Raw genomic sequence first — 14,688 nt, 5'->3', positions numbered from 1 at the left:
CCGACCAGATCCAAAAGGATCTGGCCGGCCTCATTCAGCGCGAGATCGACGTATCTCGCGCTGGATTGATCACGCTGTCCGGTGTGGAGCTGTCGGCTGATTACGCGCACGCCAAAGTCTATTTCACGGTGATGGGCGCCGAGCCCGACACCGCGGCGGCGCTGCTCAACGAAAAAGCCGGCTGGCTGCACTCCCTGCTGTACAAGCTCTTGCACATCCACACTGTGCCCCGATTGCGCTTCTTCCATGACGAGCAAATCGCGCGTGGCATCGAAATGTCGGCATTGATCGACCGCGCAAACCGGCCTGGCCCGGTCGCGGAAGAGCCCGACGAACCTGAAGACCAGCGCTGATCGGCTGTCGTCTACTGCTGCTTTTTTCCCGGATTCGACGATGGCTAAACGACGCGGGCTTGCGCTCGACGGTGTCCTGTTGCTAGACAAACCTGTGGGTTTGTCCAGTAATCACGCCTTGCAGCGCGCCAAACGCACCATGGATGCCGCCAAGGCGGGGCATACAGGTACACTGGATCCTTTCGCCACCGGTTTGCTGGTGTGCTGTATGGGGCGTGCCACCAAGATCTCCGGCGCGATGCTCAACGCCGACAAGTCTTATCGAGCGACCTTGCAGTTCGGCGAGGAAACCGATTCCGGCGATTTGACCGGCATCGTGACGGCACGCGCGACGGATGCGGTCAATGTGACCGAGTCCGCCTTGCTCGACGTGTTGTCACGCTTTCAGGGCATCATCGAGCAGATCCCGCCGATGTATTCGGCGCTGAAGCGGGACGGCAAGCCGTTGTACGAATACGCGCGTCAGGGTATCGAGCTGGACCGCCCGCCGCGTCAAGTCAAGATTTACCGCATCGACCTGTTATCGCTGAATGGCAGCCAGGCCGAGATCGATGTGGCGTGCAGCAAGGGGACGTACATACGTACCCTGGCGCAGGATATCGGCCGGGCACTGGGGTGTTATGCCCACCTGGCGGCGCTGCGGCGCACGCACGTCGGGCCATTTTCGCTGGATCGCGCCGTCACGCTCGAGGCCCTACAGGCCATGACTGACCCCAAGCAAGCATTGCTTGCATTGAATGAATTGCCGGCGGGCTTGCTGCCCGCCACACCGACCTTAAAGGACCCGCTATGACTCGCGCCTTGCGCAACGTCGCCATCATTGCCCACGTTGACCACGGTAAAACTACCCTGGTCGACCAGTTGCTGCGCCAATCCGGCACCTTCCGCGAAAACCAGGCGGTTACGGAACGGGTCATGGATTCGAACGACCTGGAAAAAGAACGCGGCATTACGATTCTGGCCAAAAACTGTGCCGTTGAATACGAAGGCACGCACATCAATATCGTCGACACCCCGGGACACGCGGACTTCGGTGGCGAAGTCGAGCGCGTGCTGTCCATGGTGGACGGGGTATTGCTGTTGGTCGATGCGGTCGAAGGCCCGATGCCGCAGACCATTTTCGTGACCCGTAAGGCCCTGGCCTTGGGATTGAAGCCCATCGTCGTCGTCAACAAGATCGACCGTCCGGGCGCCCGTCCGGATTTCGTGATCAACGCGACGTTCGATTTGTTCGACAAGCTTGGCGCGACCGAAGAGCAGTTGGATTTCCCCGTGGTGTACGCCTCGGGTCTGTCGGGCTACGCCGGTTTGACGCCTGATGTGCGCGAAGGCGACATGCGTCCGTTGTTCGAAGCCATCCTGCAACACGTGCCGCAGCGTGACGACGATCCCAATGGTCCGCTGCAAATGCAGGTCATCTCGCTGGACTACAACAACTATGTGGGCAAGATCGGTGTGGGCCGCATCAACCGTGGACGTATTCGTCCGGGCATGGATGTGGCTTTCCAATTCGGTCCCGAAGGCTCGATCTCGAAAGGCCGCATCAACCAGGTGTTGAAATTCAAGGGCCTGGAACGTGAGGTGGTCGAGGAAGCCGAAGCCGGCGACATCGTGCTGATCAATGGTATCGAAGACATCGGTATCGGTTGCACGGTCATGGATCCGGCGAATCCGGAAGCATTCCCCATGCTGCGCATCGACGAGCCTACGCTGACGATGAACTTCATGGTGAACACGTCGCCCCTGGCCGGCCGCGAAGGCAAGTTCGTCACCAGCCGTCAGCTGCGTGATCGCCTGGACCGCGAGCTGAAGTCCAACGTAGCGCTGCGCGTGCGCGATACGGGCGACGATACCGTGTTCGAGGTGTCGGGCCGTGGCGAATTGCACTTGACCATTTTGCTGGAAACCATGCGTCGCGAAGGCTACGAGTTGGCCGTGTCGCGTCCGCGTGTCGTGTTCAAGGAAATCGACGGCGTGAAATGCGAGCCGTTCGAGTCGCTGACCATCGACGTCGAAGACGCTCACCAAGGTGGCGTCATGGAAGAGCTCGGCCGCCGCAAGGGCGACTTGCAAGACATGCAGCCCGATGGCCGCGGCCGTACCCGTCTGGAATACCTGATTCCGGCCCGTGGCCTGATCGGTTTCCAGAACGAGTTCCTGACTTTGACGCGCGGTACGGGCTTGATGAGCCACATTTTCCACGAATACGCACCCGTGCGCGAAGGCAGCATCGGCGAGCGTCGTAATGGCGTGCTGATCAGCCAGGATAATGGCGATGCAGTGGCTTACGCGCTGTGGAAATTGCAGGATCGTGGCCGCATGTTCGTCAATCCGGGCGAGGCCTTGTACGAAGGCATGATCATCGGCATTCACAGCCGCGATAACGACCTGGTCGTCAACCCGATCAAGGGTAAGCAACTCACCAACGTGCGTGCGTCGGGTACGGACGAGGCGGTGCGTCTGGTGCCGCCGATTCAGATGTCGCTCGAGTATGCGGTTGAGTTCATCGACGATGACGAGCTGGTGGAAATCACGCCGAAGTCGATCCGTCTGCGTAAGCGTTATCTGCAAGAGCATGAGCGTCGTCGTGCGGCGCGTGAAAGTGCTTGATGAGTACTAACAGTTAGTGTGAAGAACGGGCGCCTGAGGTTGGGCGCCCGTTTCGTTTTGGATGTGGCGATTGTGTTTGGTGCGCCCGACTACGCGGGCCTGTGGTTCTGCGAGTTAACCGGGCAGCGACGGCGCGTATTGAGCGTCGTTCTGATGCATGTCGTGAAATTCGCGTATGTGCTGCACGACTTTTTGTGGGTCGTCTTCGATGATGAATAGCTCCAGATCGTGGGCGCCGATCATTCCGTTGGCCAGCATTTGGTCGCGTAGCCAGCCTATCAGGCCTTGCCAGTATTCCTTGCCCACCAGAATGACGGGTGCGGGGGGGACTTTGCCGGTTTGAATCAGCGTCAACGCCTCAAACAGCTCGTCCATTGTGCCAAAGCCGCCGGGCAGCGAGATGTAAGCAAAGCTATGCATGAAAAAGGTCGCTTTGCGAGAATAAAAATACTCAAATGACAAACTGATCGTCTGGTATTTGTTATTGTGAGTCTCGTGCGGCAGGCTGATGTTCAGGCCTACGCTGGTTCCTCCTGCTTCGAATGCGCCTTTATTGGCGGCTTCCATGATGCCTGGGCCACCGCCTGCGATGACGGCAAAGCCTGCCTCGGCCAGTGCGCGTGCGATGGCTTCGCTGGTTTCGTAGTGTGGCGAGCCGCGGCTGGTGCGCGCGCTGCCGAACAAGCTGACGGCGGGGCCTAAATCGGCCAGTTGTTCTGCCGCCGTCCGTATCTCTGACATAATCACCGGTATTTGCTTGCCGGCGGGCGTTTCTAAATCTGCCTTTGTAACCATGAAGAAAACCTTATTGCTGGTAGACGGTTCGAGTTATTTGTACCGCGCCTTTCACGCTATGCCCGATTTGCGCAATGCGCAAGGCGAACCTACGGGCGCACTCTATGGTGTCGTGAATATGTTGCGTAAGCTCGTGTCTGATCATAAGGCAGACTACGCAGCTTGTATTTTTGATGCACGCGGCAAGACCTTCCGTGACGATCTCTACCCCGAATATAAATCGCATCGGCCGCCGATGCCCGAGGATCTGGCCGCGCAGATCGAGCCGATCCACCAGGCCGTCAAGGCCTTGGGCTGGCCAGTTCTGGCGATCGAGGGGGTCGAGGCCGATGATGTGATCGGTACCTTGGCCCGCCAGGCGACAGAGCAGGATATTCACACCATCGTGTCGACTGGTGACAAAGATCTGGCGCAATTGGTTGATTCGCATGTGACCCTGGTCAACACCATGAGCGGCGAGGTCTTGAACGAACCGGGTGTACAAAACAAATTCGGCGTCTCGCCCGAGCGCATTGTTGATTACCTCATGTTGATCGGTGACGCCGTGGACAATGTTCCAGGCGTGACCAAGGTCGGCCCCAAAACTGCCGTCAAGTGGCTGAGCGAGTTTGGCTCGATTGACGGCTTGGTAGAACAGGCAGACACCATCAAGGGCGTAGCGGGCAACAATCTGCGCGAAGCGATCTCGCAGTTTCCGTTGACGCGCGAGCTGCTGACGGTGAAGTGCGATTGCGATCTGACCGGTCACGTTAACACGATGGCCGATCTGGAGCCTCGCCAACCCGATACCGGGACGCTGCAAGCCTTGTACGAGAAATATGGTTTTCGTAGCTGGCTGCGCGAGCTCACGGGCGATGCCGAGCGCGTGCCGCAAGGGGATGCGCGCGTTATCGCCGAGGCGCCTGCCGCACCGGCCGAACTCCGTTATCAGGTCATTGCCGGCTGGCCGGCGTTTGACGAATGGATGGCGCTGGTTGCTGAGGCGCCGCTCGTGGCGCTGGACACCGAAACCACCTCGCTGGATGAAATGCAAGCCAGCCTGGTGGGGATTTCCATGTCGGTCGAGCCGGGCGTGGCCTGCTATATCCCTGTGGCGCATCGTGGTCCGGATCATCCCGAGCAACTGCCCAAAGCCGAAGTCCTCGAACGCATGCGCGCTTGGCTGCAAGATCCCGCGCGGCCCAAGCTGCTGCATCACGCCAAATACGATACCCATGTGTTTGCCAACGAAGGCATCGCGCTCGCTGGCATCCAGGACGACACCATGTTGCAGGCGTATGTGCTGGAATCACACCGCGGCGTCGGTTTGGCCGATTTGTCGCAACGGTATCTGGGACGCAGTGGTATCAGCTACGAGGATTTGTGCGGCAAGGGCGCCAAGCAAATCGGCTTTGACGAAGTCGCCGTCGAAAAGGCGGGCCACTATGCCTGCGAAGACGCCGATTTCACGTTGCAATTGCATCAGGCCTTGCGCCCGCGCGTCGCCGCTGACGCGGGGCTCGAACGCATTTATCAACTGGAAATCCAGGTCTCTCGTGTATTGACCGTCATCGAACGCAACGGCGTCAAGGTCGATGCGGGAGAGTTGGGCCAGCAAAGCCATCGCCTGGGCCAGGAAATGCTGACCTTGGAGCAGCGGGCCTACGATCTGGCGGGCCAGCCGTTCAATCTGAATTCACCCAAGCAATTAGGCGAAATCCTGTTTGGCCGCATGCAACTGCCCGTCGTGCGCAAGACTGCCAGCGGCGCCCCATCGACCGACGAAGAGGTCCTGACCAAGCTCGCGCAGGATTACCCTTTGCCTCAGGTCCTGTTGGAATATCGTGGCCTGTCGAAACTGAAATCGACCTACACGGACAAGCTGCCTCGCATGATCAATGCGCGCACGGGCAGGGTGCACACGCATTATTCGCAGGCTGCAGTGATCACGGGCCGATTGGCGTCGTCCGATCCCAATTTGCAGAACATCCCGGTACGCACCGAAGCCGGCCGTCGTGTACGTGAAGCCTTCATTGCAGAAAACGGCGTGTTGTTGTCGGCCGACTATTCCCAGATCGAGTTGCGCATCATGGCGCACGTCTCCGACGACGAGAATTTGCAGCGGGCCTTTGCCGCTGGCGAGGACATTCACCGCGCTACCGCGTCCGAGATCTTTGGCGTTGCGCTCCCCGATGTCACTTCCGAACAGCGCCGGGCTGCCAAAGCCATCAATTTTGGCCTGATTTACGGCATGGGTGTATTCGGCTTGGCGTCCAACCTGGGGATTACGCGCGATGCGGCCCAGGCATACATCGACCGTTATTTTGCTCGTTATCCCGGCGTGGCGCAGTACATGGAACAGACGCGTCAATTGGCGCGTCAACAAGGCTATGTCGAAACCGTCTTTGGCCGCCGCTTGCAGATGCCCGATATCCGCGCAGCATCCGGGCCTCGCCGCCAGGGCGCAGAGCGCGCCGCCATCAACGCGCCCATGCAGGGCACGGCGGCCGATCTGATCAAAATGGCCATGGTGGCCGTGCAAGACTGGCTCGACGCCGACCAATTGGCGACTCGCATGATCATGCAGGTCCACGACGAACTGGTGCTGGAGGTACCCGCCAGCGAGCTCGGCGTCGTGCGCGCGCGCGTACCTGAGCTCATGTGCGGCGTCGCGACGCTGCGCGTGCCGCTGCTGGCCGAGGTCGGCGTCGGTCCCAACTGGGAACAGGCGCACTGAGGCACTGGTTTGCCAGTCCTGTTTACGGCATCCAGCCTGGATGTCGTAAACAGACTGTTGCAAACCCTGCTGCCCTATATCCGGGGCCACACGCGCGAGGAAGCCTGTAACGATATAATGTTACTTTACGCCTCCTTTCTGCCTCATTTCCCATGCTGCTCCTCTGGATCTTGCTGGCCACCGTCGCCGGCGGCCTGATCGCTGTGTCTATCGCCAGTTGGCTGGCGTACCGCGTTTTCAGCAAGTACCTGCACCACATGGTCAGCCTCTCGGTTGGGGTATTGCTGTCCGTTGCGCTGTTGCATTTGCTGCCCGAGGCCTTCGAGGGAGCAGATGCCGATGCACACACGCTATTTGCGTTGCTCTTGGCGGGGCTGCTGGGATTTTTCGTCCTGGAAAAAATCGCCTTGCTGCGGCACAGCCACCACCACGAAGGTGATGGCCATCATCATCACAAGGGACATGATCGCCACGAGGCGGGACGCGGGGGCGTGCTGATCCTGGTTGGCAGTTCTTTGCACAATTTGTGCGATGGCGTCTTGGTTGCGGCGGCTTTTCTCACCGATCCTATCCTGGGCGTACTCACGGCCTCCTCGATCATCGTGCACGAGGTGCCGCACAAATTGGGTGATTTTGTGGTGTTGCTCAATGCGGGCTTGGCGCGGCGCAAGGCGTTTATATTGATCTTGTTTACCAGCTTATGTACTGCGCTGGGTGGGGTGATCGGCTATTTCCTTTTGCAGCAGGCTCAGGATCTGGTTCCCTATGTTCTGGTCATTGCCGCGAGCAGTTTCCTCTATATCTCCGTGTCGGATCTGATTCCGCAGATGCATGAACGAGGCGCGTTGTCCGATGCGATCCCTCAGTTGGTGCTCGTGGGGATCGGCGTTGCGGTCATCTACGGCGTGACCTCGTTCATGCACCATGGGCATGAACATGGCGGGCACAACCATACCGTCGTGCACGAGGAACATCATGAGGCTGGGCACGCACATTGATGCGGGCCAAAGGTCTTTGTTCAGATGCTCGTCCCTTGCCCTGCGGATTTTAATGCGCCTGTGATCAGCGTTGGTTGAGCATGCTTAATATGATGCAGATGTTCAGTGTGGCGCTTTTGGGTGCCTCGATGTTCAGCGGGCGGAGTTCTTAAGACGCCGGTGTGCCGCGTGCGTAGGCTGCACCGGCCCTATCGCAGCGGCTCGGCGCGACACCAGGCGCCGAGGTCCCCTTCGGGGACTACCCGCCGCTCAACGGGCCGGCGCAGCCTACGCACGCGGCACACCGGCTCGCAAGGACGGCAGACCACGGATGCTGATTTGCCGAGGTCATTGGTGGTGACCAACGAATCGCTTAACGACCGATGCATTTCATTTCTGCGAGTTCCGCAGGCGGGGCAAAGCGCGATGCCGGCCTTTTGAGCGACGGGNAGTCCNCGNAGNGGACCGAGGCCCCTGGTNNTGNGCCGAGCCGTTGCGATTAGGCCGGCATCGCGCTTTGCCCCGCCTGCGGAACGCCTAAAGAACGCCATCCGCCGCCAGCAAACTATCTAATCCCCTCAAAAAACAGCCATCTACCGGCAAATAAGCCATCCCTAAGCAAAACCACTTCACCCGTATTACGAAGGCACTCACCACCCCCCCGACATTTGCACCCACTCCCACCGCCAAGTACATTCACTCTTGAGACCAGCCAGATCGGCCCGGTCATTGGCATAGGAGTCCCGTCATGAGTTTTGCCCCCGCAGCCGGCCAGCCCACGTCCACCACTATTCACACCGATAGCGAAGGCCTGGAGCAGGGCGGCATTGATCTACCCGTGCACGACGGCACCATCTTTGCTTATTACGCCGCACCGCTAGGGAAAAAGGATCTGCCCGTCGTTCTGGTCATACAAGAAATCTTCGGTGTGCACGAACACATCAAAGACATCTGCCGCCGCCTGGCCAAAGCCGGTTATCTGGCCATTGCCGCCGATCTGTATCAACGCCAGGGCGACGCGTCGCAATACACCGACATTCCCAAACTGATTTCCGACATCGTTGCAAAAGTCCCGGACGAACAGGTCTACGCCGATCTCGATGCCTGCATCGAATGGGCCGGCCAACATGGCGGCGATATCTCGCGCGTTGGCGTCACCGGATTTTGCTGGGGCGGCCGCTTGACCTGGATGTATGCCGCGCATAATCCCGCCGTCAAAGCCGGCGTCGCCTGGTACGGCAAGGTCGCTGCCGGCCACGGCCCCCTGATCAAACAAATGGTCGTGGACGTGGCCGCGAATACGCATGCGCCTGTGCTCGGCCTGTATGCCGGCCAGGATGCCAGCATTCCGCTCGATACGGTCCAAGCGCTACGGTCCGTATTGGCCAGCGGCAACGAAGCCGCACGGGCATCGGAAATCGTGATCTATCCCGAAGCCAACCACGGTTTTCTCGCAGACTATCGTCCCATGTATCGCGAAGTCGATGCTCGTGACGGCTGGCAGCGCATGCTGACGTGGTTCGAACGTTATCTATGATGATCGGATAGCGTGGTCGGCGGTTGATGCCGTGTTCGGTCACGGCATCAGGTGACTCTCGCGCGGTATCTGTGTTTTGTCTTGTGGCGCGGGGTCGGTCCGCTTGCGCCATGTATGCCAGGCCGTGATCAACAACAGGCCTCCCGTGGCTGCCATGACAGCCAGCAGCGCATAGTCAAACGATGCGCGTGCACGCTCGGCGAGCATGGCAGCAACAGCTGGCGCCGACGTCGCCGCGACGGCGAGGGCTTCGTCCAGGCTGTCATACACCACCGCAGGCAGCATGCTGTTGTCGGGCAATATCAAGGTAGCGCCATACACCGCAGTGGCCAGGCTGCCCATGATCGCGACACCGAGCACGGCACCCAATTCGAAGGACATTTCCTCGACCGATGCCGCCATGCCGACCTGATCAGCGGGCGCATTGCTCAGGATCGAGCTTGATGCTGCTGTCAGCGCCATACCGAGCCCAAGACCCATGATCGTCAAGCCCACCAGTTGCCAGACCGGCGCCATCTGATGCGTGCCGACCAACGCAAGTGCGCCGAGCCCGGCAACGAGCATCGACAGCCACATGCCGCGGTTTTCGCCCAGCCTCGGTATCAACAAGCCCGCGATCGGCCCCGCGACGAACGAAGCCAGCGGTGCAGGCAAAATGAATAATCCAGCCTGCAACGGCGACATTTGACGGACCAACTGCAGCCATTGGCTATAAATCAACTCAATGCCCGCAAAGGCGATCGCCGCCGCGAGCGCCACGATCACAGCCGTGCTGAATTTGCGATTGCGGAATAACCGCAGGTCGATCAGCGGATCCTTCGTGCGTAATTGTCGTTTGACAAAGAGCAGCAGAAAGACGGCGCCGAGGAGTCCCGCCAACAACGCCAGGATGTAAGACGGCGCGCGTTGGGTGAGCTCTTTGACGGCGAACACCGAGCAGACCAGGCCGACCAGGATTTGCCCTGAACCTATCAGGTCAAAGATCCGGGTGGAGCCACTACGGTGATCGTCGATAAACCACAGTGCCAACGGCAACACGATCAACACCGTCGGCACGTTGATCAGGAACACCGATCCCCACCAGTAGTGCTCCAGCAGCGCCCCACCCACGACCGGTCCGAACGCTGCGCCGCCCGACGCGACTGCCGCCCAGATGCCGATGGCGATCGCCCGCTCACGGGCATCCTGGAACGTATGACGAATAATCGCGAGCGTGGCGGGCATCATCATGGCCGCGCCTACCGCCAGCAGAACGCGGGCGCCCATCAGCCATTCCGGATTGGCCGCGTAGGCCGCCAACAGCGAAGCGATACCGAATATCGCCATACCGCCTACAAAGAGCCGTTTCGGCCCATAGCGGTCGGACAGGGTGCCCATCCCCGGCAGCAGGCCCGCGACAGCCAACGGATAGGCGTTGACGATCCACAGTTTCTCAGACGCCGTCGCCTGCAGGGCCAGGGTGAGATGCGGCAGTGCCGTGTAGAGCACGGTCATGTCGATCACAATCAAGAACAGATCGACCGACACAATGGCCAGGATGAGCCAACGCAACGCGTGTGATGATGAGGTATGCAAAGACGACATGGGTTGCCCCGCCGGGACTAAGGCGATGCCGTTGAAATAGCAGGCCTACCCATGGCAGACTGGGGCGATCGCGTCCTGTGGCAGGACATGCGCCAGAATGTGGGACCTGAACGGCATCCAGCCTGGTGCCGGATGATGAACGGGATTATAATTTAATTCCATACGTATGTATTGAAAAAAGAGTAACAATGGGCCGAACCCGTACCGTAGACCGTGAACAGCTGCTCGACGCCGCCGAGGCCATTATCGAAACTTCGGGCGCGGCAGGCTTGACCATCGACGCCGTGGCAAAGGCCGTGGGTATCAGCAAAGGCGGGGTGCAATACTGCTTTGGGAACAAAGACGCCCTGGTGGACGCGCTGTTTACGCGCTGGGGCGCGTCCTACGACAGATTGTTTGCTCAGACCATGGCTGGCAGCACCGATCCTGTGGATGCCGTGCGGGCCCATGTCGCGGCGACCCGGCGCACCGACGAGGCGAGCGCCAAATCAGCCAGCTTGCTGGCGGCCCTGGCTCAAACGCCCGAGCACCTGGTCAGCACGCGCAAATGGTATCGAGAGCGTATTGCCAAGCTCGATGCCACCACGCCAGAGGGCAAGCGCGCCCGATTGGCATTTCTGGCGACAGAGGGCGCGTTCATGCTGCGATTCTTCGGTTTTATGGAAGTCGACGAGGCCGAGTGGGAATCCATGTTTGATGACCTGCAGCAATTGCTGTGAGGCTGATGGGGCCCGTCGATATCAAGCGGGCCTGCGCGCGAGTCCGCGTCAGCATCGTGGCTGGGGCCCGATCAATTCCCTGCCTCGCGCAGCCGGCTCGGCAGCAATTCGCCATGCCGCGCCAGCAATGGATAGGCGGCCGCGCCCACCAAGTGCGAATTGATGCTCTTCATGTCACGCAGAATATCCAAGTACAGCGCGCCGATTTCTGCGGCATCGATTTGCCCGGATTTGATTTTCTGCAGATGCGCTTCCGATTCCTGCATTTCCAGCTCCCGGAAACGCGATTTTTCACCTGCTAATTCGCGCGCCTGGCGCACATCATCATTAATGAACAGGGCGGCCGCCTCGCGCTGATTGGCAATCAGGCGAGCCAGCGTTTCGTCCAATTGCTGACGTTGTTCCGGCGGCAAAACCCAGCCTTGTTTGCGCAAACGGGCAATGTGATTGAGCAGGCCGTGATGCGTGATGTCCGCTGCGTGCCCAATGTTGCTGGCAAAGGCCAGAATATCGTCCAGCCGTTGAGTATCGGCGCGGGTCATGTCTTCGCGGTCCAGCAAGGCCAGATAGGTGGTGATCGCCGTCTCGATCTTGTCCACGGCGTTATCCAATTGGCGCGCCTGCACGAGACGATGGCGGTTATCGCGTTTAAAGCCTGCACGCGCATAGAGCAAGAGCGTCTGCAGCATATCGGCCATCCGCAGGGCCTCGCGCGTGGCGTTTCCCAAGGCAACCGCTGGCACATCGTGTGCCGATTCGTCCAGGTACTGGGGCCGGGCGGGGTCATTGGGATCTGTTCTTTTCGGCAGCCAGCGCGTCAGCAGTGCCGCATACGGTGTCAGCAGCGGCAGGAAAATCAAGGCGATCATGGCGTTGAACACGGTGTGAAAGTTCGCCACCAGGCGCGCATTGTCGCTCTCCAGCCAGCCCATCCAGCCCGGCAGCCATGGCAGCAACAACAACCCCAGCACCACACCGACAACCCGCGTCAGGAGATTGCCCAGCGGCAGGCGACGGGCGGCTGGGTCGTCGCCGGTGACGCCCTCGATCATCGGATTGACGGCCGTGCCGAGATTGGCGCCCAGCACCAGTGCCAACGCGAGTGCGGGCGAGACCAAATGATGCTCCGACAACGACATGATCAGCACGACGATGGCCACACTCGAGTGCGCGGCCCAGGTCAATGCCGCGGACAGCAGCACTGCGGCGACGGGTTGCGTGCCCAATGCATCCAGTATCTGTTCGAGCAAGGGCGCGTCCTGCAGCGGAGCGAATAGCTCCACCAGTTGATGCAGTGATAGCAATAGCAATCCCAAACCTATGAATACCCGGCCCAGGTCACGGGTACGCCCCGGCGGGTAACGGCGAAACATCCATACCCCCGCCAAAATCAGGATGGGGGCCAGCGCGGTCAGGTCGAATGACAGCAACTGCACAATCAGAGTCGTGCCTACGTTGGCCCCCAGCATGGCGGCCAACGCGGGCGCGAGGCCGACAAGGCCCCCGGCTGCAAAACCCGTGATCATCAGCCCCGTTGCCGTACTGCTCTGCAATGCGGCAGTAATCCCCAATCCCGTCGAAAACGCCCGTAATCGCGTTCCCAGGGCACGCCCCAGCGCCGCACCCAAGGCCGCACCGAACGCTCGCTGTACGCCCGTCTGCACCATGTGCACGCCCCACAGCAGCAGCGCCACGTATCCCGCAAAATCGAGGAGGGGTATGAGTCCCGACATAGTCAGCCTGAAAAAATCAACGCCACGGGCCGTTGGATCTGGATTGAAACAAACCTGTCATGTCCAATGATCGCACGGCCGGATGCGAAGGGAAATCGTCATCAAGCAGGGAATTCCAGCTTGTTGTACTAATACCTTATCTCTCTGTCCCCAGTTTGACCAGCATTGTCGATGGGGACCGCTGTCCTCCGCGTATCATGTCTATATGATCCTCATCGTTCCTTTTACAGAGGTTAACCGTGGCAGTCTCCGCTTTTGATCTTTTTAAAATCGGCATTGGGCCATCCAGCTCTCATACTGTGGGACCGATGCGTGCCGCGCTGTTATTTGCCCAGGGCTTGGAGCGGGATCAACTGCTGTCTCAGGTGGCCTCGGTACGGGTAGAGCTATACGGGTCCCTGGGGGCGACCGGCAAGGGGCACGGTACCGACAAAGGCGTCATTTTGGGGCTGATGGGGCAGGCTCCCGACACCGTGGACCCGTCAGCGATTGCGGGGCTGCTGCAGTCGGTGCGCACGAAAGAGTCTCTTGCGTTGTTGGGTCATTTTTCCGTGCCTTTTATCGAGAAAGAGCACATCCTGTTTTATCGCCGTGAGGCCATGGCCGAGCACCCTAATGGCATGAAATTCCATGCCTACGATGCGGTGGGCCATTCCCTGCGCGAAGCCCGTTATCTTTCGGTGGGTGGTGGCTTTGTGGTGACCGCAGGCGCACCGAATAGCCAGATCATCGCAGCACACGATCAGTTGCCGTTTCCTTTTCGCACCAGCCGCGAGTTGATGGAGATGTGCCACGCCGAGTCCTGTACGGTGGCGCAGTTGATGATGCGCAACGAACTCGTGTGGCGTACCCAGGCCGAGGTCGACGCCGCGCTGGATCGCATCTGGCAAGTCATGCAGGATTGCGTCAGCCGTGGGTGCGGCATCAATTACCCCGAAGCAGATGGTGACTTGCCCGGTCCGCTGAAGGTACGCCGCCGTGCGCCCGAGCTATATCGCAGCCTGACACAGCGGGCCGAGCGTACCTTGTCCGATCCCTTGTCCGTCATGGACTGGGTCAATCTGTACGCCATGGCCGTCAACGAGGAAAACGCCGCGGGCGGCCGCGTGGTGACGGCGCCCACCAACGGGGCGGCGGGCATTATCCCGGCCGTACTGCACTATTACGACCGCTTTGTCCCGGGCGCCAACGCCCAGGGCGCCCGCGATTTTCTGTTGACGGCGGCAGCGATAGGCCTGTTATACAAATACAACGCCTCGATCTCTGGTGCCGAGGTCGGTTGCCAGGGCGAGGTCGGCGTCGCCTGCTCCATGGCGGCCGGGGCGCTGGCGGCTGTGCTGGGCGGTTCCGTGAACCAAGTCGAAAACGCGGCCGAAATCGGGATGGAACACAACCTGGGTTTGACCTGTGATCCCGTGGGCGGTCTGGTCCAGATCCCTTGTATCGAGCGTAACGCCATGGCCTCTGTCAAAGCCGTCAACGCGGCTCGCATGGCGCTGCGTGGAAATGGCCAACATTATGTCTCGCTGGATTCAGTCATCAAGACCATGCGCGAAACTGGCGCCGATATGAAAACCAAATACAAAGAAACCGCGCGAGGGGGGTTAGCGGTGAACATCGTCGAGTGCTGAAGGGATAGAGCGCCGCTCGGCGCTGGATGCACG

General features: G+C 60.0%; 11 protein-coding genes. 8 read left to right on the top strand and 3 right to left on the bottom strand.

Features of this window, described 5'->3' with window-relative positions; all coding sequences use genetic code 11:
* The 3 genes from rbfA to typA form a co-directional block, all read left to right on the top strand.
* The coding region (rbfA, locus tag ACNA0I_RS20875; protein WP_415807953.1) for a 30S ribosome-binding factor RbfA at positions 1-353 on the top strand (353 nt) is incomplete at its 5' end.
* Positions 354-393: 40 nt separating this feature from the next.
* Positions 394-1,146 carry a tRNA pseudouridine(55) synthase TruB gene (gene truB, locus ACNA0I_RS20870; RefSeq protein ID WP_415807952.1) on the top strand — a complete coding sequence of 251 codons (753 nt, stop codon included), beginning with the start codon at positions 394-396 and terminating at the stop codon, positions 1,144-1,146.
* Positions 1,143-2,963 carry a translational GTPase TypA gene (typA, locus tag ACNA0I_RS20865; RefSeq protein ID WP_415807951.1) on the top strand — a complete coding sequence of 607 codons (1,821 nt, stop codon included), beginning with the start codon at positions 1,143-1,145 and terminating at the stop codon, positions 2,961-2,963. Before truB ends, typA begins: the two co-directional genes overlap by 4 nt.
* A gap of 114 nt (positions 2,964-3,077) precedes the next feature.
* Here typA and ACNA0I_RS20860 read toward each other — a convergent pair whose 3' ends face one another.
* Positions 3,078-3,758, bottom strand: coding sequence for an LOG family protein (locus tag ACNA0I_RS20860; RefSeq protein WP_460478199.1), 681 nt, complete (start codon positions 3,756-3,758; stop codon positions 3,078-3,080).
* Between ACNA0I_RS20860 and polA the strand changes: the two genes are divergently transcribed.
* The 3 genes from polA to ACNA0I_RS20845 all read left to right on the top strand — a co-directional run bounded on the left by polA (position 3,757) and on the right by ACNA0I_RS20845 (position 8,988).
* Positions 3,757-6,474: a DNA polymerase I gene (gene polA / locus ACNA0I_RS20855; protein ID WP_415807950.1), complete on the top strand. Its 2,718-nt coding sequence runs from the start codon at positions 3,757-3,759 to the stop codon at positions 6,472-6,474. The two genes, ACNA0I_RS20860 and polA, sit on opposite strands and share 2 nt — an antisense overlap.
* Before the next feature lie 152 nt (positions 6,475-6,626).
* Positions 6,627-7,472: a ZIP family metal transporter gene (locus ACNA0I_RS20850; protein ID WP_415807949.1), complete on the top strand. Its 846-nt coding sequence runs from the start codon at positions 6,627-6,629 to the stop codon at positions 7,470-7,472.
* Between the two features lie 727 nt (positions 7,473-8,199).
* Positions 8,200-8,988, top strand: a complete 789-nt coding sequence (locus tag ACNA0I_RS20845) for a dienelactone hydrolase family protein (RefSeq protein WP_415807948.1) — start codon at positions 8,200-8,202, stop codon at positions 8,986-8,988.
* Positions 8,989-9,027: 39 nt separating this feature from the next.
* On the opposite strand, the gene ACNA0I_RS20840 is transcribed toward ACNA0I_RS20845, so the two are convergent.
* The gene (locus ACNA0I_RS20840) at positions 9,028-10,572 is read right to left on the bottom strand and encodes an MFS transporter (protein WP_415807947.1); all 1,545 of its coding nucleotides are present in this window, start codon (positions 10,570-10,572) and stop codon (positions 9,028-9,030) included.
* Between the two features lie 188 nt (positions 10,573-10,760).
* On the opposite strand from ACNA0I_RS20840, the gene ACNA0I_RS20835 reads away from it, so the two are divergent.
* Positions 10,761-11,291 carry a TetR/AcrR family transcriptional regulator gene (locus tag ACNA0I_RS20835; protein ID WP_415807946.1) on the top strand — a complete coding sequence of 177 codons (531 nt, stop codon included), beginning with the start codon at positions 10,761-10,763 and terminating at the stop codon, positions 11,289-11,291.
* A gap of 71 nt (positions 11,292-11,362) precedes the next feature.
* Here the strand turns inward: ACNA0I_RS20835 and ACNA0I_RS20830 are convergent, their stop codons facing one another.
* Positions 11,363-13,024, bottom strand: coding sequence for a Na/Pi cotransporter family protein (locus ACNA0I_RS20830; protein WP_415807945.1), 1,662 nt, complete (start codon positions 13,022-13,024; stop codon positions 11,363-11,365).
* 239 nt (positions 13,025-13,263) lie between these two features.
* On the opposite strand from ACNA0I_RS20830, the gene ACNA0I_RS20825 reads away from it, so the two are divergent.
* A complete protein-coding gene (locus ACNA0I_RS20825) occupies positions 13,264-14,655 on the top strand; it encodes an L-serine ammonia-lyase (RefSeq protein ID WP_415807944.1) in 1,392 nt (463 codons plus the stop codon).
* Positions 14,656-14,688 lie beyond the last annotated feature (33 nt).

The sequence above is a fragment of the Bordetella muralis genome (assembly GCF_965139205.1).
Lineage (GTDB): Bacteria > Pseudomonadota > Gammaproteobacteria > Burkholderiales > Burkholderiaceae_B > Bordetella_A > Bordetella_A muralis.
Note: the sequence above shows the minus strand (reverse complement) of the source record. Positions and strands in the feature narration are given on the sequence as shown.